The 20,029-nt window shown below is 71.9% G+C and carries 19 protein-coding genes; 15 read left to right on the forward strand and 4 right to left on the reverse strand.

All coding sequences use genetic code 11. From position 1 onward, the window contains the following. Positions 1-97: 97 nt before the first annotated feature. Both OG447_RS08970 and OG447_RS08975 read left to right on the forward strand, forming a co-directional pair. On the forward strand, positions 98-613 hold the full coding sequence (locus OG447_RS08970) for a SigE family RNA polymerase sigma factor (protein ID WP_266935943.1): 516 nt from the start codon (positions 98-100) through the stop codon (positions 611-613). Between the two features lie 79 nt (positions 614-692). Next, positions 693-1,955 (forward strand): hypothetical protein, encoded by a 1,263-nt coding sequence (locus tag OG447_RS08975; RefSeq protein WP_266935944.1) that lies wholly within the window; start codon positions 693-695, stop codon positions 1,953-1,955. An 81-nt stretch (positions 1,956-2,036) separates the two neighbouring features. On the opposite strand, the gene OG447_RS08980 is transcribed toward OG447_RS08975, so the two are convergent. Both OG447_RS08980 and OG447_RS08985 read right to left on the reverse strand, forming a co-directional pair. Next, entirely contained in the window at positions 2,037-3,716 is a 1,680-nt protein-coding gene (locus OG447_RS08980; protein ID WP_266935945.1) for a bifunctional 3'-5' exonuclease/DNA polymerase, read from the reverse strand. Between the two features lie 238 nt (positions 3,717-3,954). Continuing rightward, positions 3,955-4,779, reverse strand: a complete 825-nt coding sequence (locus tag OG447_RS08985; RefSeq protein ID WP_266935946.1) for an NAD(P)H-binding protein — start codon at positions 4,777-4,779, stop codon at positions 3,955-3,957. Between the two features lie 81 nt (positions 4,780-4,860). Here OG447_RS08985 and OG447_RS08990 point away from each other — a divergent pair, with 81 nt between their 5' ends. The 4 genes from OG447_RS08990 to OG447_RS09005 all read left to right on the forward strand — a co-directional run bounded on the left by OG447_RS08990 (position 4,861) and on the right by OG447_RS09005 (position 7,085). Beyond that, positions 4,861-5,301: a helix-turn-helix domain-containing protein gene (locus OG447_RS08990; RefSeq protein WP_266935947.1), complete on the forward strand. Its 441-nt coding sequence runs from the start codon at positions 4,861-4,863 to the stop codon at positions 5,299-5,301. After that, positions 5,271-6,512 (forward strand): DUF2786 domain-containing protein, encoded by a 1,242-nt coding sequence (locus tag OG447_RS08995; protein ID WP_266935948.1) that lies wholly within the window; start codon positions 5,271-5,273, stop codon positions 6,510-6,512. The genes OG447_RS08990 and OG447_RS08995 overlap by 31 nt, the downstream gene beginning before the upstream one ends. 91 nt (positions 6,513-6,603) lie before the next feature. Continuing rightward, entirely contained in the window at positions 6,604-6,732 is a 129-nt protein-coding gene (locus OG447_RS09000) for a hypothetical protein (protein ID WP_266935949.1), read from the forward strand. A gap of 107 nt (positions 6,733-6,839) precedes the next feature. Next, positions 6,840-7,085, forward strand: coding sequence for a DUF397 domain-containing protein (locus OG447_RS09005; protein WP_125640303.1), 246 nt, complete (start codon positions 6,840-6,842; stop codon positions 7,083-7,085). A gap of 137 nt (positions 7,086-7,222) precedes the next feature. Here the strand turns inward: OG447_RS09005 and OG447_RS09010 are convergent, their stop codons facing one another. Next, on the reverse strand, positions 7,223-7,732 hold the full coding sequence (locus tag OG447_RS09010) for an ATP-binding protein (protein WP_266935950.1): 510 nt from the start codon (positions 7,730-7,732) through the stop codon (positions 7,223-7,225). A 324-nt stretch (positions 7,733-8,056) separates the two neighbouring features. Here OG447_RS09010 and OG447_RS09015 point away from each other — a divergent pair, with 324 nt between their 5' ends. The 9 genes from OG447_RS09015 (at position 8,057) to OG447_RS09055 (ending at position 17,573) form a co-directional block, all read left to right on the forward strand. Next, entirely contained in the window at positions 8,057-8,935 is an 879-nt protein-coding gene (locus OG447_RS09015; RefSeq protein WP_266935951.1) for a helix-turn-helix transcriptional regulator, read from the forward strand. A gap of 89 nt (positions 8,936-9,024) precedes the next feature. After that, the gene (locus tag OG447_RS09020; RefSeq protein WP_266935952.1) at positions 9,025-10,482 is read left to right on the forward strand and encodes an aldehyde dehydrogenase family protein; all 1,458 of its coding nucleotides are present in this window, start codon (positions 9,025-9,027) and stop codon (positions 10,480-10,482) included. Between the two features lie 277 nt (positions 10,483-10,759). Further along, on the forward strand, positions 10,760-12,850 hold the full coding sequence (gene mrdA, locus OG447_RS09025) for a penicillin-binding protein 2 (protein ID WP_266935953.1): 2,091 nt from the start codon (positions 10,760-10,762) through the stop codon (positions 12,848-12,850). A gap of 90 nt (positions 12,851-12,940) precedes the next feature. Then, complete coding sequence (locus tag OG447_RS09030; RefSeq protein ID WP_266935954.1) at positions 12,941-13,450, forward strand: DinB family protein; 510 nt, start codon at positions 12,941-12,943, stop codon at positions 13,448-13,450. A gap of 27 nt (positions 13,451-13,477) precedes the next feature. Then, entirely contained in the window at positions 13,478-14,092 is a 615-nt protein-coding gene (locus OG447_RS09035; RefSeq protein ID WP_266935955.1) for a PadR family transcriptional regulator, read from the forward strand. 84 nt (positions 14,093-14,176) lie between these two features. Next, a complete protein-coding gene (locus tag OG447_RS09040) occupies positions 14,177-15,112 on the forward strand; it encodes an ATP-binding cassette domain-containing protein (RefSeq protein ID WP_266935956.1) in 936 nt (311 codons plus the stop codon). After that, on the forward strand, positions 15,109-15,891 hold the full coding sequence (locus OG447_RS09045; protein WP_266935957.1) for an ABC transporter permease: 783 nt from the start codon (positions 15,109-15,111) through the stop codon (positions 15,889-15,891). The genes OG447_RS09040 and OG447_RS09045 overlap by 4 nt, the downstream gene beginning before the upstream one ends. Before the next feature lie 79 nt (positions 15,892-15,970). Further along, positions 15,971-16,729, forward strand: a complete 759-nt coding sequence (locus tag OG447_RS09050) for a MerR family transcriptional regulator (protein ID WP_266935958.1) — start codon at positions 15,971-15,973, stop codon at positions 16,727-16,729. Positions 16,730-16,868: 139 nt separating this feature from the next. After that, a complete protein-coding gene (locus tag OG447_RS09055) occupies positions 16,869-17,573 on the forward strand; it encodes a VTT domain-containing protein (RefSeq protein WP_323181743.1) in 705 nt (234 codons plus the stop codon). Between the two features lie 154 nt (positions 17,574-17,727). Here the strand turns inward: OG447_RS09055 and OG447_RS09060 are convergent, their stop codons facing one another. Continuing rightward, a complete protein-coding gene (locus tag OG447_RS09060) occupies positions 17,728-19,368 on the reverse strand; it encodes a threonine/serine exporter ThrE family protein (RefSeq protein WP_266935959.1) in 1,641 nt (546 codons plus the stop codon). Between the last annotated feature and the right edge of the window lie 661 nt (positions 19,369-20,029).

Below are 20,029 nucleotides of genomic sequence, written 5' to 3' on the forward strand. Positions count from 1 at the left end.
TCCTTCCAGGGGTTGGGCCGAGCGGATTCCGGAACGGCTGAAACATTCCGGTACCGCCGTCGCGTCAATGGGGTGAGACGGACGCGAGGGGGAGTAGATGCGGCAGGGTCGCAGAGATGGGTTCCGGGAGTTCGCCGCGGGCCGGTCGGGTCATCTGTACCGGTCGGCCTGTCTGCTGGCGAGCGGGGACACCCACCTGGCGGAGGACCTCGTGCAGGAGACCCTGGGGCGGATGTACCTGCTCTGGGGGCGGATCTCCCGCATCGACAATCCGGCGGCCTACGCGCAGACGGTGCTGGTCCGGGTCTTCCTCACGCACCAGCGCCGCCGGTCGACGGGGGAGCATCCGGTCGGGGAGTTCCCCGATTCGGGCGCCACGGCGGCCGGCGGCGCGGATCCGGTGCTGCGGCTGACGCTGCTGGAGGCGCTGGGGCGACTGGCGCCGAAGGACCGGGCGGTGCTCGTGCTGCGCTACTGGGAGGACCGCAGCGTCGAGGAGACCGCCGACGCGATGAACGTCAGCTCGGCGGCGGTCCGTACGCGTACCTCGCGGGCGCTCGGTCGGCTGCGGGAGCAACTGGGCGGCAGCCTCGCCGCGTTCGCGGAGATCTGAGGCCCTCTCCCTTCTGCTTCCGCTTGTTCCGCCTTGTCCGGTGGCTCTCCCCACCCATGAACGGAAGGTCTGGTTCCCCATGCCCTTTGAAGATGAACTCGGCGAAGCCCTCCGGCGTGCGGGGGACGGTTTCACGGCCGACCGGCACGCCCTCGTGGACGCCGGCGAACGGCGCGGGCGGCGGCTGGTGGCACGCCGCCGGGCCTCCGTGATCGGCGGATCGGTACTGGCCCTGGCCGTGGTCGGCTCGGCCGGCGCCTGGACGGCCGGCCTCCTCGGCGGCCCCGGCCAGGTCGACGTCGCGGCGCCGTCCGGCCTGCCCACCGGCCTGCCGACCGCTGGGCCCGGGCAGGGCGGCGGCGCGGCGTCCCGGGGCGGCACCGGTGCCGTCAGCGACAAGCAACTGATCGCCGTCCTCAAGGAGCTGACGCCGGGCGGGCAGCTGACGGACACCGAGGCGCGCGGTACCGGCGACGAACCGGGCCCGATGGTCCGCGGGGTCTTCGACGACGGCAAGGGCAAAGCGGCCATCGGAGTCAGCCTCACCCGGATCGACCCCACCGGGCAGATGGCCACCGAGATGACGAAGTGCCCCGACGCCAAGCACGTGCAGTTCGACAGCTGCAAGAACGAGGTGCTCGCGGACGGTTCCCGGCTGCTGCTCTTCCAGGGCTACGAGTACCCCGATCGCCGGGAGCCCACCAAGGCCTGGCGGGCCACCCTGGCCACCCCGCAGGGCTTCCTCGTCGACGCGTCCGAGTGGAACGCGCCCGCCGAGAAGGGCGCGAAGGTCTCCCGGACCGACCCGCCGCTGACCATGGCCCAGATGAAGACGCTCGTCACCTCCGACAAGTGGCGCCCGGCCCTGAACGACCTGCCTCCCGCCCCGACGGAAAACCAGCCCGCGCCGTCGCGGCCCGACATCGTGGCCAAGGACGCGCTGGAGGTGATGGTCCGCAAGTACGAGGTCCCGACCGCGGACTCGGGTGGTGAGGGCGGCGACGGTCACGTCATCCTCGACGACGGCAAGGGCGGGTCCCGGATCGAGCTGAGGATCCAGCAGTACGGCCCGAACGAACCCTCCAGCAGCGACTTCGACTCCGGGACCACCTCCGAGCCGAACGGGGTCAAGGCGAAGGTGACCCAGCAGCCCGCCGACGGCAAGGGCGTGGTCATGTGGCGCGTGGACACCCTGCGGTCCAACGGCGTACGCATCACGGTGACGGGCTACAACTCGATGGAGAGGGGCGGCCCGGCGACGCGTACGGCGCCGGTCCTGACCGTGGCGCAGCTGAAGGAGCTCGCGCTGAGCCCGAAGTGGAAGGACCACTGGGGCCGCTGACACGTGCTCACGTGGTGCGGCCCGAGCGGTACGGGTTCGCGTGGTGCGGGCCCAGGCGGTGCGGGCCCAGGCGGTACGGGCTCACTTGGCGTCCGCGTAGCACTCCACGACCGCCGTGGTGAACGGGAACCGGACCGGGGTGTCGCCGAAGGCGATCCGGCCGGCCCGGTCACCGGCGGCGCGGATCGCCTCGGCCACGGCCTCGGCCTCCTCGGCCGGGCAGTGCACGATCACCTCGTCGTGCTGGAAGAAGACCAGCTCGGCCCGCATCCCGGCGGTGGCCTGCCGCAGGGCCGCGAGCATGAGCAGGGCCCAGTCGGCGGCGCTGCCCTGGACGACGAAGTTACGGGTGAACCGGCCGCGGGCCCTGGTGTCGGTCGAGGCGTAGCTCGGGGTCCAGCCCTCGTCCCGGTCCTGCGGGATCCCGGCCTCGCCCGTGTCCTCGTCGGCGCTGCCGGGCCGGACCGGCGGCGGGCAGGTACGGCCCAGCCAGGTCCGTACGAGCCGCCCCTCCTCCCCGGCCCTGGCCGCCTCGTCCACGTACGCCACGGCGCGGGGGAAGCGGCGGCGCAGGGCGGCCAGGTTCTTCAGGCCGTCGCCGGAGGTCTGTCCGTAGACGGCGCCGAGGACGGCGATCTTGGCCTTGTCCCGGTCGCCGGAGAAGCCCTGGCGGGAGACGGCGGTGTAGAGGTCCTCCGGCCGCCCGGCCACCTCCATGAACGCAGGGTCCCGCGAGATGGCGGCGAGTACGCGCGGCTCCATCTGGTCGGCGTCGGCGACGACGAGCCGCCAGCCCGGGTCGGCGACGACGGCCCGGCGGATCACCTTGGGGATCTGCAGGGCCCCGCCGCCGTTGGTGACCCAGCGGCCGGTGAGGGTGCCGCCGGGGATGAACTCCGGGCGGAAACGCCCGTCGTGGACCCAGTCGGAGAGCCAGCTCCAGCCGTGCGCGGTGTAGATCCGGTACAGCTTCTTGTACTCGATCAGCGGCTCCACCGCGGGGTGGTCGAGCTCTTGGATCTCCCAGCGGCGGGTCGACTTGAGCTTGATCCCCGCCCCGGCGAAGGCCTTGACGACATCGGCGGGCAGGTCGGGCCGCACCCGCCGCCCGAACGCCGCCGAGACCCGGTCGGCGAGCTCGGCCAGCCGGCGTGGCTCCCCGCCCCCGGCGTACCGCTCGCCGAGCAGCTCGGTCAGCAGGGCCCGGTGCACGTCGGCCCGCCAGGGCAGGCCCGCGCGGTTCATCTCGGCGGCGACCAGGAACGCGGCGGACTCGGCTGCGGTGAGCAGGCGCATCCGGTCGGGGTGGGCGGTGGCCTCCAGCCGTCGCAGCTGGTCGGCGTGGACCGCGAGCAGGGCGTCCAGGGGGAGCGGGGCGGGCTGCGGGTCGAAGAGCGAGGACTGGGTGCCGGGAGAGGCGGCCCGCTGCGGCGGATCGGCCGGTACGGGGCTCCCGGTGAGCCGCGCCCACGCGGCGGCGGCGGACCGGGGCTCACCGAAGCGGCCCTCGTGGGCGAGGAGGAGGAGCTCGGCGTCCTCCACGTCGTGGCACCGCTCGATCCGGACCCCGGCGGCCAGCAGCCGCGGGTACACGGCGGCGGTGGACCGCCACACCCACCGGGCGTCGGCGGGGGCGGCGCGCACCGCCTCGGCCGGGTCGCGGGCGGTCGTCCGGACCCCGTCCGCCGGGTTCGCCGGCGCGGCGTGCCAGTGGCCGTCGCCGTCCTCGGCGAGGGCCCAGTGGGGGGTGCGGGCGCTCATGGGTGCGAGTGTCCCACCGGGGTCTGACAGGTCGCCTCGCCGCGGCCGCTGGGCCGGGCCGGGCTGGTGGGGGGGCCTGTGCGGCGCCGTTGCCGGGGCGCTGCCCCGGGCCCCGCGCCTCAAGCGCCGGCGGGGCTGGATTTGGCGGGGCTGGGGTGGGGGTGGTGTGCGGGGTTCTGTGCTGCGGGAGGGGGCCTGTGCGGCGCCGTTGCCGGGGCGCTGCCCCGGGCCCCGCGCCTCAAGCGCCGGCGGGGCTGAAGGTGGCGGGGAGGGCGGTTTTGTAGGCGGCCAGGGCGGGGCGGGGGGTGTGGCCCAGGAGGGTGCGGAGGGTGCCGGTGTCCGGGGTGGCGAGGAAGTCCGCCGCGATCGTCGAGTACGTGGCGACCAGCATCGGGACCTGGTAGGCGGCCGCGCCCGGTCCGGAGAGCGCGGCGCGGGCCTCGGCCAGGGTGCCCGGGGCGTACCGGGCCCCCGTCGCCGCGGCCAGCTCCGCCCCGCCCAGGGGGCGGTCGCCCACCAGCTCGTAGACCTGCCCGGCGTGCTCGTCCGGCGCGAGGGCGACCCGTACCGCCACGTCCGCCAGGTCCTCCCGGGCCACCGCGGCGAGCCGGCCCTCGCCCAGCGGGGCGGTGATCAACCCGTCCGGCCCGGGCGGGGCCAGCGCCGCCAGCAGCTCCGCGTACAGGCCGTTGCGCAGGACGGTCCAGGTCAGGGAGGACTCGCGCAGGCGGCGCTCGGTCCAGCGGTGCGGCAGCGCGTACGGAAGGTGGTCGCCGGCCGCCGAGAGGCTGGTGTAGACGACGTGGCCGACCCCGGCCCGTTCGGCCGCGGTGATCGCCGCCCCGTGCCGGGCGATGACCTGGTCGTCCTCCCCGTAGCCGGCGGAGATCAGCAGCAGGGTGTCCACCCCGCTGAAGTCGAGGGACTCCGGATCGTCGAAGTCCACCCGGACCTGCCCGGGCCCGTCCGGCTCGTGCGTGCCGAGGCGTACGTCCGGCCGGTCGGCGAGCTGCCGCGCGATCAGCGAGCCGAGAGCGCCCGAGGTGCCGGTGATCAGGAGCATGGGAAGCCCTTCCTGTGGTGGCCTGGTTGGCTGTACCGACATCGTGGGCGACGGGCGCACGGTGCATAAGGAGGCACTTCCATGTCAGTAGGGCACACCGGGATAACCGCCCCGGCCGTCGCGTCCGCCCCGTCCGCCCCGTCCGCCTCAGTGGACCCGGTGGTGAGCTGCGACGACGACTGCGGCATCCGTGACGTCCTCGACCGGATCGGCGACAAGTGGTCGGTCCTCGTGGTCGTGCAGCTCGCCTCCGGGACCCACCGGTTCAAGGAGCTCCAGCGCGCCGTCGCCGGGATCTCCCAGCGGATGCTCACCCTCACCGTCCGCCGCCTGGAGCGGGACGGGCTGATCACCCGGACCGTGTACCCGACCGTGCCCCCGCAGGTCGAGTACGAGCTGACCGAGCTCGGCCACAGCCTGACCCGCCTGGTCAAGGCCCTCGCGGACTGGTCCCTCGTCCACCGTCCGGATATCGAGGCCGCCCGCGCGGAATGGGACGCGAAGGCGGACATGCCAAGCTGAGGGGTGTGAAAGACCTTGCCGAAACCGTCGACCGAGCCTTCGCCGCCGCCCTCTACGCCCAGGACGACACCGGGCTGGACACCGGGGCCTCCCTGCTCGTCGCCGAGCCCGGGCAGTGGCCTGGGGTGGGGCAGGAGCTGCTGGCGCGCGGGGAGGGGTACGTGCGGCAGAGCTGGGAGCGGGGCTGGCAGCCGGCCGACGTGCTCCGGCTGGTCCGCCGGGACCTGGGCGGCGCCTCCGCGGCCGGAGGCTCCGGGGCCGAGCGGCACCTGCGGATCACCGGGGACCTCATCGCGGCCGAGGGGCGCCGCTACGCCCGGCTCCCGGAGCGGTGGACCGACGCCGAGGTCTGGTGGGGCGCTGACACCGCGTACGCCGACCAGCTCGCGCAGCGCGAACGGACGGACCGGTTCACCCTGGCCACCGCCTTCCTGGAGGTGTTCCGGCTGCTGATCCGGCTGCCCTCGATCGAACCGGTGGGCCCGCTTCCGGGTGACCCCGCCGACGCGCTGGAGCACGCCCACATCGAGCCGCGCATGCTGGGCCGGATCCGCGCCCTCCTCGCGAAGGCCGAGGCGACCACCTTCCCGGAGGAGGCGGAGGCGCTCAGCGCCAAGGCCCAGGAGCTGATGGCCCGGCACACCGTGGACGAGGCCCTGCTGGCCGTGCGCGGCGGCGGCCCGGCGCGGGTGCCGGGGGCCTGCCGGATCGGTGTCGAGCCGCCGTACGAGGAGGCGAAGGCGGTGCTGCTCGACGCGGTGGCCACCGCCAACCGCTGCCGGGCGGTGTGGAACAGCGGGTTCGAGTTCTCCACGGTGGTCGGCTTCGAGAGCGACCTGGAGGCGGTCGAGCTGCTGTACACCTCGCTGCTCGTCCAGGGCACCGCGGCGATGACCCGCGCGGAGGCGGCCCAGCGCTCGGGCGGGCGCAAGCGGACGAAGACCTTCAGGCAGTCCTTCCTGCTGGCTTACGCCAGCCGCCTCGGGCACCGGCTCGCCGAGACCGCCGAACACGCGGCCACGGAGGCCCCGGACAACCTGCCCGCCCTGGTGGCCCGCGACGTGGCGGTCACCTCCCGGGCGGAGGAGATGTTCCCGCGGACCACGACCACCCGGCTGCGCGGCGCCACCGACCACGCGGGCTGGGAGGACGGCACGGCCGCCGCCGACGCCGCCCACGTGGGGGGCCGAAGAAGGCCGCTGCCGCGGTAGCCGAGGCTCCGCCCCGGCCCCGCGCCTCGAGCTCGCCCGGGCGCTGCGCAGCGCCACCGGGGCGGGCGCGAAGGCGGTACGCGAGCGCCGGGTGCCGCAGTGGGACGAGGTCAGGGCCCTGCTGGCGGTCTGGGACGCCCCCGATCCGGGTGTCCTGCGGGGGGCCGCGGACCAGCTGCTGCACGCCCTGGACGAGGTCTCCGAGGCCCTCCACCCCTGAGCGTGATCAGAGGGACACCCCGCGTGCACGTGCATCTGCCCATGCAGGCGCTCAGGAACACAGCTATGATCCGGTGCAGTTGACATCTGCACTATCGGGGGCTTCCTGTGGACCACGCGTACAACGGGATGGCAGCTGCAGAACTCGCTTCCTTGTATGGGCTGACCTGGCAGAAGAGCAGACACAGCAACTCGCAAGGTTCGTGCGTGGAGTTCGCCAAACTGCCGGGGGGCGATGTCGCCGTGCGCAACTCGCGCCACCCGGACGGTCCGGCGCTCGTCTACACGCCGGCCGAGATAGAGGCCCTGCTGCTGGGCGTCAAGGACGGCGAGTTCGACCACCTGATCGCCTGACGGAACCATCCGGCCGCACACGTGACGGCCTGACGGAACAGCGCATCGGATCAAGCCATGCACGTGCACCGGCCGGGATCGATCGAAAGGATCAATCCCGGCCGGTGTCGCGGTTTCCGGTCGTTGTCGGTCGGCTGTCAGTCCTGGAGCAGGAACAGCGCCCAGACCACCTTGCCGGTCAGCCGTCCCGCGAGCGGGTGCCAGCCCCAGCTGTCGCTGTAGGAGTCGACCAGGAACAGCCCGCGCCCGGACTCCAGGTCGAAGTTCTCCTCCGTGCGCTCCGGTGAGAAGGCCCCGCCCGGCCGGTCCTCGCTGGGGTCGCGCACCGCGCACACCAGCCGGGTGCTCCACCGCATCAGGTGCAGCCGTACCGGAGGCTCCGCCTCGCCGCCCGCACCCCGCGCGTCGTCCGGCAGGGCATGGCGGAGCGCATTGGTGACGAGCTCGGAGACGACCAGGGCCACATCGTCGAAGCGGTCGTCGAGGCCCCACTGGGCCAGCGTCGACCGGCAGAAAGAGCGGGCGCCCCGCACCGCCTCGAAGCGGGCGGGCAGAGCGCAGGAGGCGGACCCGGAGACAGCCGTGGGGTCGACCGGGGGAAGCCCCTGCCGTAACGGCTCGAGCATGGTCGATCCATTCGTCCCCATGCGAGGCACTCCCGGGATTCGCGGACGAAGCGGCGGCTCCGGCCAAAGAGAACTGCGGGGTGGGTCCCGCGCCGGCGCGAAGAGCACGCAGGTGCGCGGCACCATCGTTCCGAATGGCGGAGCCGGATGCAAGGGCAGATGCACGTGCACGCGCCGGACGTGTCCACTCCCGTGACGGTTCTTGCTCATTTCTTCCTACGCATACTTACGGACTTCTTTTCCCGGACGCGGGATTCCGTTACAGAACGAGTACGGGCCGATGCGTTTTGGTGGCAGACTGCGGCCTCTGGGGTACGGGGGCCCCGCGACGCGCACACCATTGCGATGGGGAGGGCAGTACTAGTGACCGCAGAAGCCAGCGGTTCTGTGGTGCGCCGCATCCTCCTGGGCTCTCAGCTCAGGCGACTCCGAGAATCCCGCGGCATCACCCGTGAGGCGGCCGGCTACTCGATCCGCGCATCCGAATCGAAGATCAGCCGCTTGGAGTTGGGAAGGGTGAGCTTCAAGGCCAGGGACGTCGAGGACCTCCTCACGCTCTACGGGGTCACGGACACCTCCGAGCGCGAGTCCCTGCTGGGGCTGGTGCGCGAGGCCAACGCGACCGGCTGGTGGCACAGTTACGGAGACGTGCTGCCCGGATGGTTCCAGACCTACATCGGTCTGGAAGGTGCCGCCTCACTCATCCGGATCTATGAAGTCCAGTTCGTCCACGGCCTGTTGCAGACCGAGGCCTACGCCCAAGCCGTCGTCCGCCGCGGCATGCCCGGCGCCACCGCCGCCGAGATCGACCGCCGGGTCGCGCTGCGCCTGGAGCGCCAGAAGGTCCTCGTGTCCGAGAGCGCCCCGGTCTTCCACGCGGTCCTCGACGAGGCCGCGCTGCGCCGCCCGTACGGCGACCGCGACGTGATGCGCGGCCAGCTGGAGCACCTCATCGAGGTCTCGCAGCGGCCCAACGTGCAGCTCCAGGTGATGCCCTTCTCCTTCGGCGGACACGCGGGCGAGAGCGGAGCCTTCACCCTGCTGCGCTTCCCCGAGTCGGACCTCCAGGACATCGTCTATCTGGAACAGCTCACCAGCGCCCTCTACCTGGACAAGGACGAGGAAGTGGGGCAGTACGGCCGGGCGATGGAGCGGCTCCAGGAGGACTGCCCCGACCCCGACCGGACCAGGGATCTTCTGCGGGGACTGCTCCAACTGTCTTGATTCGCACGTAGTATGACGTCTGATCAGTGCATGACGACCGATCGGTCTCCGGTGCAGCGCAAGGGTGCGCGCTCGCAGTAAGGGATGGCATGTCCATATTCACCGACCTGGCTCACCAGTACATCGACGGCGAATGGCTGGCCGGCACCGGTTCGTGGGACATCATCGACGTCAACCCCTACAACGGGGAGAAGCTCGCGGCCATCACGGTGGCCACCGTCGAGCAGGTGGACCAGGCCTACCGCGGAGCCGAGCGTGCGCAGCGCGAATGGGCCGCCACCAGCCCGTACGCGAGACGGGCGGTCCTGGAGCGGGCCCTGCGCATCACGGAGGAGCGCGAGAAGGAGATCATCGAGGCGATGATCGACGAGCTCGGCGGGACCCGTCCCAAGGCCGAGTACGAGGTCTACCTCGCCAAGGAGTTCCTCCGCGAGGCGATGCAGCTGGCGGTCCGCCCCGAAGGCCGGATCCTGGCCTCGCCGGTCGAGGGCAAGGAGAACCGGGTCCAGCGCCTGCCCGTCGGCGTGGTCACCGTGATCAGCCCCTTCAACTTCCCCTTCCTGGTCACCCTCAAGTCGGTCGGCCCGGCCCTCGCGCTGGGCAACGCCGTCGTGATCAAGCCGAACCAGAACGCCCCGGTCGTCGGCGGCGGGGTCATAGCCAAGATCTTCGAGGACGCGGGACTGCCCGCCGGACTGCTGAACGTCCTGGTCACCGACATAGCCGAGATCGGCGACGCGCTCCTCACCCACCCGGTCCCCAAGGTCATCTCCTTCGCCGGCTCGGACCGGGTCGGCCGCCACGTGGGCGCGGTCGCCGCCCGCCACTTCAAGCGGACCGTCCTGGAACTCAGCGGCAACAGCGCACTGGTCGTCCTCGACGACGCCGACCTCGACTACGCGGTGGACGCGGCCGTCTTCAGCCGCTTCGTCTACCAGGGCCAGGTCTGCATGGCCGCCAACCGGATCCTGGTCGACGCCTCGGTCGCCGAGGAGTTCACCGCCAAGTTCACCGCGCGCGTCCGGGCCCTGAAGACCGGCGACCCGCACGACGCGGGCACCCACATCGGCCCGCTGATCAACTCCTTCCAGGCCGACGCGCTGACCGCGCTCGTGGACCGGGCCGTGGAAGAGGGCGCGCAGGCGCTCGTACGGGGATCTACGCGCGGCAACCTCGTCGAACCGACCGTCCTGGCCGGGCTCCCGGAGGACTCCCCGCTACTCGGCCAGGAGATCTTCGGCCCGGTGGCGCTGCTGGTGGTCTTCGACGGCGAGGACGAGGCCGTTCGGCTGACCAACGCCACCCCCTACGGGCTCAGCGGGGCCGTGCACACCCGGGACGTGGAGCGCGGCGTCCGCTTCGCCCAGCGGATCGAGACGGGGATGATCCACGTCAACGACTCCACGATCGGGGACGAGCCGCTCGCGGCCTTCGGCGGCGAGAAGGCCTCCGGCCTCGGCCGCCTGAACGGCGAGGCCACGGTGGAGGCCTTCACCACACAGAAGTGGATCTCCGTACAGCACGGCCGGACCCGCTTCCCCTTCTAGTGCTGTGACCGGAAAGGTCCACCGGGTCGCGCCGCCCGGCACGGCACCTCGCCACGTTGTCGGACCGCGCCGGTACGTCCAGTACGAGCCGCGGCCCTCCGCCTTGCGATGCACCGCACCGGACGACGCGACCCGGCAAACCTTTCCGGCCACAGCACTAGGCGTCACTGCGGACTCACTCGTCCAGGGGGAACGTTCCAGGTGCGCGCGCTTTTCCGGGCGCGGGCCGTTCTAGACTCGGGCGGGCGTACGTCGCAGCCGCCCGGGGGAGAGCAAGTTGAGCAACATACCGGAGACCGGCCGGACCCCTCGGGTCCAGAACCGTCTCGTCATCATCCAGATCGTGGTCTTCTCGCTGCTGCTCACCCTCGGCGGCCGGCTCTGGTACCTACAGATCCGCAATGGCCAGGAGTACACGGACGAGGCCAAGAACAACCACGTCCAGCAGGTCGTGCAGCCCGCGGTGCGCGGCTCGATCCTGGACGCGCGCGGGGTTCCGCTCGCCGACAACGCCACCCACCTCGTCGTCTCCGCGAGCCGCACCGAGCTGCTCACGATGAAGGACAAGGGCAAGTCCGTCCTCACCCGCCTCGCCGAGGTCCTGGGCATGGACCCCCAGGAGGTCGTCGACAAGGTCCGGCTCTGCGACGCCAAGACCCCGCAGCCGTGCTGGAACGGATCCCCGTACCAGCCCATCCCCGTCAGCGACGAGGCCACCACCGAGCAGGCCCTGCACATCCGCGAGCACCCCGCCGACTTCCCGGGCATCACCGCCGAGCCGACCGCCCTGCGGCGCTACGCGGCGCCCGACGCCGCCAACACCTCCCAGGTGCTGGGCTACCTCTCGCCGGTCGCCGACGAGGAGATCGCCAAGGCGAAGAAGTCCGACTCCCCCTACCTGCGTTCCGACCAGGTGGGCCGCTCCGGCCTGGAGCGGACGTACGACAAGGAACTGCGCGGCAAGGCGGGCGTCACCCGCTACGAGGTGGACAACCTCGGACGCGTCACCGGACAGGCCCAGAGCGACCCCACGCAGCCCGGCTCGAACATCGTGACCTCGATCGACTCGCGCGTGCAGGCGGTCGCGGAGCGCGAGCTGAACAACGCGATGGTCGAGGCCCGCAACACGTTCGACAAGAACAACACCCGCAGGAACTACGAGGCGGACTCGGGCGCCGTCGTGGTCATGGAGGCCAAGACGGGCCGCATCGTGGCGATGGCCTCGAACCCGACGTACGACCCGAACGCCTGGGTGGGCGGCATCTCCGGCAAGGACTACGCGGCCCTCACCGACAAGGAGTCGAACTACCCGCTGCTGAACCGTGCGATCCAGGGCCAGGCGGCGCCGGGATCCGTCTTCAAGGTCGTCTCCTCCACCGCCGCGGTCAACGCCGGTTACCCGTTCGACCGCCGTTACCCCTGCCCCAGCTCCTACTCGGTCGGCAACCAGACCTTCACCAACTTCGAGTCCCAGGGCTACGGCGACATCACCATCGGCCGGGCCCTGGAGGTGTCCTGCGACACCGTCTACTACGCCCTCGCCGACCAGGAGTGGAAGAAGGACGGCGGCATCAACCCCAAGAAGAACCCGAACGACTGGTTCCTCAAGACCGCCCACGAGTTCGGCCTGGGCAAGCCGACCGGCGTCGACCTGCCGAACGAGGTCCCCGGCCGGGTCCCCGACCGGCAGTGGAAGCAGGACTTCTTCGAGGCGAACAAGGCCGCCTGGTGCCGTGACGGCAAGAAGAACGGCAGCTTCGCCGAGAAGATCGCCTACGAGAACTGCCGCCAGGGCAACCAGATGCGCGAGGGCGACGCCATCAACTACTCGATCGGGCAGGGCGACACGCTCGTCACGCCGATCCAGATGGCCTCCGTCTACGCGGCCATCGCCAACGGCGGCACCCTCCACCGGCCCAGCATCGGCAAGGCGATCGTCAGCGCCGACGGCAACTCGGTCCAGGAGATCGCGCCGAAGGAGCAGGGCAAGCTGCCGATGGACGCCGAACTGCGCGACGACATCGACGGGGCCCTGGCCGCGGTCGCCACCACGGGCAGCGCCGCCTGGCGCTTCGGCGGCTGGCCGCAGAAGCAGATCCCCATGCACGCCAAGACCGGCACCGCCGAGGTCCAGGGCAAGCAGACCACCTCGTGGTTCGCCTCCTACACCGAGGACTACGCGATCGTCATGACGATCTCCCAGGGCGGCACCGGCTCCGGAGCGTCGGGACCGGCGGTGCGCAAGATCTACGAGGCCATGTACGGGCTCGACCCGACGGGCAAGCAGGACCTCGCCAAGGCCCTGCTGCCCAAGCCGGCCACCGCACTGCCGGCGCTTCGCCCGGACGAGGAGAACATCGCCCCCTGAAGGGGGATCTAGGACAGGTATTGGCCGCAATGGCCCGTAGCGTGGTTCTTGTCAGCAGGAGACGAGAACCCACGAAGAAGGCGGTCGGTCATGGCAGTTTCCACAGAGGTCCCCGGTGACGAGCGCGGCACGCTCCTCTCCTTCGTCGAGTCCCAGCGCGCCGCGCTGCGCGAGGCCGCGCGGGGACTGACCGAGGAGCAGGCGGCGAGCCGCCCCAGCGCGAGCGAGCTCTCCCTGTCCGGGCTGCTCAAGCACGCGGCGGAGTGCGAGCTGTCCTGGCTGCGGATGGCCCAGCAGCAGCCCAACGAGCGCCAGCGCGCCGAGGGGACCTGGGGGGAGGCCTTCCACCTGGTCGAGGGCGAGTCCGTCCCGGACGTACTGGCCTTCTGGGACCGGGTGGCGAAGGAGACGGAGGCCTTCATCGCGGCCGTCCCCAGCCTCGACGACGGCTTCCCGCTGCCCCCGGCCCCCTGGTTCCCCCAGGACACCAAGGTCTCGATGCGCTGGATGCTCCTGCACCTGGTGGAGGAGTTCGCCCGGCACGCCGGCCACGCGGACATCCTGCGCGAGTCCATCGACGGCACCCGGGCCATGGGGTAGCCGCACCCCGGCCGTTAGCCTGGCCGCATGTCAGCGATCAGGCTTCTCGTCCTCGGCGCGGTCCGCCAGCACGGGCGGGCGCACGGGTACCAGGTGCGCAACGACCTGGAGTACTGGGGCGCCCACGAGTGGTCCAACACCAAGCCCGGCTCGATCTACCACGCGCTCAAGCAGATGGCGAAGCAGGGCGTCCTGCATGCCCACGAGGTGGCGCCGAGCGCGGCGGGCGGACCGCCGCGCACCGAGTACGAGGTGACGGACGCCGGCCGCGAGGAGTACTTCAGGCTGCTGCGCGAGGCCCTGGCCGCGTACGACCAGAAGACGGACCTGCTGTCGGCCGCGATCGGCTTCATGGTCGACCTGCCGCGGGCCGAGGTGCTGGCGCTGCTGCGGGAGCGGCTGGCGAAGCTGGCGGGCTGGCGCTCGTCGGTGACGGACTACTACACGCCGGAGGGCGGTCCGGAGCAGCTGGGCCACATCGGCGAGATCATGCACCGCTGGGTCCACTCCGCGGACGCGGAGGCGGAGTGGACCCGGGGGCTGATCGCCCGGATCGAGGGCGGCGCCTACTCCTTCGCGGGTGAGGGCGGGGATCCCTTCCTGGGCGTCCTGGCGGACGGCCAGGAGAACCCGTACGCGTAATCAAGTTTGACTAGCTCGATTCCGGGCACTACCTTGGCGCAGCCTGCTACTCAAATTTGACTAATTGCTGAATGGGGAGTCGCGTTGGCGATCTTCGCCGAAGGTGTCCACAAGCGGTACGCGGACAAGCACGCCCTGGCCGGGCTCGACCTGGAGGTCGCCCGCGGCACGGTCCACGCCGTGCTCGGCCCCAACGGGGCCGGCAAGACCACGGCCGTCCGGATCATGAGCACCCTGCTGCGGCCCGACGCGGGCGTGGTCCGGGTCGCGGGCCACGACGTCCGCAAGGACCCGGCGGCCGTCCGCGCCCGGATCGGGCTGCTCGGCCAGCACGCGGCGCTCGACGAGCAGCTGGGCGGACGGCAGAACCTGGAGATGTTCGGCCGCCTCCACCACCTCGGGGCCCGCCGGGCGGGGCAGCGGGCGGACGAGCTGCTGGCACGGTTCGGCCTCGCCGACACCGGCGGAAAGCCCGTGAAGCAGTACAGCGGCGGCATGCGCCGACGGCTCGACCTCGCGGCGTCGCTGATCACCGACCCCGAGGTGCTCTTCCTGGACGAGCCGACCACCGGACTCGACCCGCGCGGCCGCACCGAGGTGTGGAACGCGGTCCGCTCCCTCGTCGGCGGCGGCACCACCGTCCTGCTGACCACCCAGTACCTGGAGGAAGCCGACCAGCTGGCCGACCGGATCGCGCTGATCGACGCCGGACGGGTGGCGCGGGAGGGCACCGCGGACGAGCTGAAGGCGCTGGTCGGGGCGGACAGGATCGTCGTGGTCCTACGGGACGCGGCCCGCCTGGCCGACGCGGCGGCGCTGCTGCCGGACCCCTCGGTGGACCCGGCCGGGGCCACCCTGAGCTTCCCCGTGGAGGACCGGATGGCGGGCCTCGCCCTGACCCTGCGGGCGCTGGAGGGCGCCGGCATCGAGGCCGCCGACCTCTCGGTCCGGCGGCCCACGCTGGACGAGGTCTTCCTGCACCTCACCGGCCGGACCGACGCCGCGGAGGTGGCCGCATGAGCACGGCATGGGTGGTCTCGGACTCCTGGACGATGACCCGTCGGGAGCTGGCGCACTGGAAGCGGCAGCCGGTGCAGGTGGTCGTCGGGCTGGTCTTCCCGGTGATGCTGCTGCTGATGTTCGGCTTCCTCGTCGGCGGCGGACGCGGCATCGACGGCGAGTACGTCGAGTTCCTGGTGCCCGGCATGCTGGCGCTGACCATGGCCTTCGGGCTGGAGGCGACCATGACGGCGGTCACCCAGGACCTGGAGAAGGGCGTGATCGACCGCTTCCGGTCCATGCCCATGTCCTCGTCCGCGGTCCTGGTCGGCCGCAGCGTGGCGGACATGCTCCAGTCCGCGCTGGGCCTCGTGGTCCTCGCGGGGGTCGGGCTGCTGCTCGGCTGGCGCTGGCACGGATCCGCGGCCGCCACCCTGGCGGCCTTCGGACTGCTCCTGCTGCTGCGCTTCGCGATGCTGTGGATCGGGATCCACCTGGGGATGGTGGCGGGCCGCCCCGAGCTGGTGCAGGCCGTGCAGATCCTGGTGTGGCCGGTGGGGTTCCTCTCCAACGCCTTCGCGACGCCGGAGTCGATGCCGGGCTGGCTGGGGACCGTGGTCGAATGGAACCCGATGTCGGCCACGGCGACGGCCGTCCGCGACCTCTTCGGCAACCCGGCGGCGGCGCCCTCCTCCTGGGCCTCCGACCACGCCGCCCTGCTGGCCGTGGGCTGGCCGCTCCTGCTGCTGGCGGTCTTCGTCCCGCTGGCCGTGGGCCGCTTCCGCGGCCTCAGCAGATGACGCGGCGGAGCGGGCTTGCACCTCACGCCGCGTGAGGGGCCACAGTGAAGGGCGTACCCGACCAGAGGAGCGGAAAGCGATGGGCTACTCAGTGGGCCAGGTCGCCGGATTCGCCGGAATCACGGTGCGCACCCTGCACCACTACGACGAGATCGGTCTGCTCTCCCCGAGCGGCCGCAGCCACGCGGGACACCGGCGGTACGACGACGCCGACCTCGACCGGCTGCAGCGGATCCTGTTCTACCGGGAGCTCGGCTTCCCCCTCGAAGAGGTCGCGGTCCTGCTGGACGACCCGGAATCGGATCCGCGGGAGCATCTGCGCCGGCAGCATGCCCTGCTGTCCGACCGGATCGCCCGGCTCCAGCAGATGGCCGCGGCCGTTGAGCACGCCATGGAGGCGAACAGGATGGGCATCAACCTCACGCCCGAGGAAAGGTTCGAGGTCTTCGGGGACCACGATCCGGAGCAGTACGCGCAGGAGGCCGAAGAGCGCTGGGGCGACACGGACGCGTACGCGGAGTCGCAGCGCCGGGCCGCCTCGTACACGAAGGACGACTGGAAGCGGATGCAGGACCAGTCCGCCGACTGGGGCGGCCGGTACGTGGCGCTCATGGAGGCGGGCGAGCCCGCCGACGGCGAGCGCGCCATGGACCTGGCCGAGGAGCACCGGCTCCACATCACCCGGTGGTTCTACGACTGCCCGTACGAGCTTCACACCTGCCTCGGTGACATGTACGTCGCGGACGAGCGGTTCACGGCCTTCTACGACGCGATGAAGCCGGGCTTCGCCGAGCACCTGAGGGACGCGATCACGGCCAACGCCGTGCGCAAGGTGTAGCCGGGACGTCACGCACTCGACCCCCGCCGGGCCCTGGAACCGGGCGGGGGTCGTGTGCGTTGATAATTGAGACCGCCCGCCCGCCCGCACCCGCCTGCTCCCGCCGGCACACCCCCCGATCCAGGAGAGTCCGGAACCCGTGTACACGTTTGCGCTCGGCCCTCAGTGGCTGTCCCCGGACTATCTGATTTCGAACTTCGGACTGATCGGCATCCTGGTCATCGTCTTCGCGGAATCAGGGCTCTTCGCCTTCCTGCCGGGAGACTCGCTGCTGTTCACGGCGGGTCTGCTGGTCGCGGACGGCCAGTACATCGATGAGCCGCTGTGGCTGGTGTGCACGCTGATCGTGGCCGCCGCGATCATCGGCGACCAGGTCGGCTACATGATCGGCAAGTTCTTCGGTCCGAAGATCTTCAACCGCCCGAAGTCCAAGCTCTTCAAGCGGGAGAACCTCGACAAGGCCCACGAGTTCATGGACCGGCACGGCCCGAAGGCCATCGTCCTCGCCCGCTTCGTGCCGATCATCCGCACCTTCGCCCCGATGGTCGCCGGCGCCGGCTCGATGAAGTACCGCACCTTCCTGACGTACAACATCATCGGCGGCATCGGCTGGGGCGCGGGCGTCACGATCGCCGGCTACTGGCTCGGCCAGATCGAGTTCATCAAGACCAACGTCGAGCCGATCCTGGTGGGCATCGTCCTGATCTCGGTGATCCCGGTGGTCTTCGAGGTGCTGAAGGCCCGCAAGGAGAACAAGGCCAAGGCCGCCGAGGCGCCGGCCGTCGAGGCCGAGGGCTCCGGCCCGCAGGCCCCGGGCCAGCGCGGCCGCCACGCCAAGCGCTAGGGGGGTGTCCGGTGGATCAGGGCCGGGCACCCCCTAGCCGCACCCGTACCGCCGGCACTACCCGTACCGCCCGTACCACCCGTACCGCCCCGGAGGCCCGCCAGAGGCCCCGGGGCGTACGCGTGTCCCGTGCGGGCGGTGCCAGTGCTGTGGCCTAGAAACCGCGGGTGCGCTTGGCCGCGCGGCGTTTGGCGGCGCTCGTCGCCCCCGGGATCCGCATGAACAGCCGCGAGGCCTCCGAGCCGAGGTTGACCCCGATGGCGATCGCCAGGGCGACGGCCGCGGCGGTCGTCAGCGAACCCAGACCCTCGTTCAGCCGGTTCTCCGCGATCAGCAGCAGCCCGTAGTACGTAGCCGAGCCGGGCAGCAGCGGGCCGATGGCGGCCGTCACGTACGGCAGGGCGGAGGCGAAGCGGTAGCGGGAGAAGAGCTGCCCGAACAGGCCCACCAGCCCGGCCGCGATGGCCGTGGACGGCACGGCGGGGATGCCGCCCGCGTAGTGCAGGGCCCCGTAGGTCACCCAGGCGACCCCGCCGTTCAGCGTCACGATCCACACGGTGGAACGTTCCTGCTGGAGCAGGATCGCGAAGGTGAACACCAGCACCATCGAGGCCGCGATCTGGAGCAGCGGCCGCTGCTGGATCTCGAGGACCTCCTCCGGCCGCGGCGAGGCGTCGAACTGGAGCCCGACGTAGAGCACCACCAGCACGCCCATGATGATGCCGATGAACAGGTACATCACCTCCAGCAGCCGGGCGGAGGCGGTGATGTAGTAGCCGGTCAGGCCGTCCTGCACGCCCGCGACCAGGGCCCGCCCCGGCAGCAGCGCGAACAGCCCGCCGGTGATCACGGCGGAGGCCTTGACGTCGATCCCCGTCATGCTCAACGCCACCCCGATGGCGGCGGGAGGCATCGCGGCGACCACGAACTGGTAGAACTCGGGCAGCCCGCGCCCGGCGCACAGCCACGCCAGGCGGTCGCCCAGGACCGCGCCGATCGCTGCCGCGAAGAAGACGAGCACCCCGCCGCCGACCAGCGTGGAGGCGGCCCCGGCGAGCAGCCCGGCGGAGGCGGTGAGCATCCAGCCGGGGTACGGGTGGCGGTTGCGGCGGATCTCGGCGAGGCGCCGGTAGGCCTCCTCCAGCGAGACGTCGATCTCGTGGGCGCTGATGTCGTCCACGAGGCGGAACACGGCCGCGAGCCGGTTGTAGTCGGTGCCGCGGCGGCGCACGGTCCGGCTCGCCGAGACCGGATCGCCCACCAGGCTCGGCTGGTGGCTGATCGACAGCATGGTGAAGGTGACGGTGGGCTCGCAGCGGTCCAGCCCGTAGGAGCGGGCCACCGCGAACATCGCGGCCTCCACGTCCTCGGCGCCCTCACCGCCCGCGAGCAGCAGCTCGCCGATGCGCAGGGTCAGGTCGAGTACGCGGCCCACCGCGGGGCCGGTCTCGCTCTGCTTCTGCACGAGCTCCGGGACGGGCCGCACGTCGACCGGCATGCGCAGCATCGTGCGCATGCGGTCCTGCCAAGGCGATTCCTTCATCCGGGCCACCGGGAAGCCCTGGCCGGGCGTGTAGGCGCGCGGGGAGTGCTGGGCGCTGTAGGTGGCGGGGGTGGCGAACGCGGAGCCCTCGGGGGCGGGCGGCAGCGGCTCGGCACCTGCCGGACGGGCGAATTCCGAGGTGGGCTGGTCCTCGTCCAGGCCCTCCGGCTCGATCCCGGGCGGCGGCGTGAAGGCGCTGTGCGCCTCGTCGGACGTGGGCTTCCTGTCCTCTGCCCCGTCGGCTTCCCCCACGCGTCCTCCAGTCCGTGATCACCCGCGGTACCAGTATGCGGAACCGTTTCATCCACGGCTCGGCGGTGTCCGGCTGCGCCGGTGCCGGGCCTAGCCGTGCCTCTGGGGCTCCGCGCCTCAAACGCCGGCGGGGCTGGATTTGGCCCTGCCTTCGCCGGGTGCCCTGCGGGCGGCTCGGCCGGGGCCTGGTCGGTGGGGTCGGTCCGCGGGGCCGCTCCGGGCTGTCTCCTCGGCTCGCGCACTGAGCCCGACCTGACGCCATCGGCCCAGGTTGCGCGCTCGTCCTGCGGGGACAACCCTGCGCGTCCCCACTCCCCTCCACCACGGCTACGCGGCCGCCAGGGCCTGCTTCCGAAGCCTGGGCGTGGGGCGGGGTCGCGCAGGAGAGTCCCCGCAGGACGAGCGCGCAACCCAGGCCGGGCTATCGCAGCCGGGGCTCAGTGCGCGAGCCGAGGAGACGCTCCGGAGCGGCCCCGACCCACAGCAGCACCCGGCCAAGCCCCCGCAGGGGCCAAGGCCAAACCCAGCCCCGCCGGCGATTGAGGCGCGGGGCCCGGGGCAGAGCCCCGGCAACGGCGCCGCACAGGCCAAGCCCCGCCAAGCCTCCCGCAGGGAACGCGGCAGCGGGCGGCACCCCCCGAGGGGTACCGCCCGCTGCCGT

This window comes from Streptomyces sp. NBC_01408, assembly GCF_026340255.1.
GTDB lineage: Bacteria > Actinomycetota > Actinomycetes > Streptomycetales > Streptomycetaceae > Streptomyces.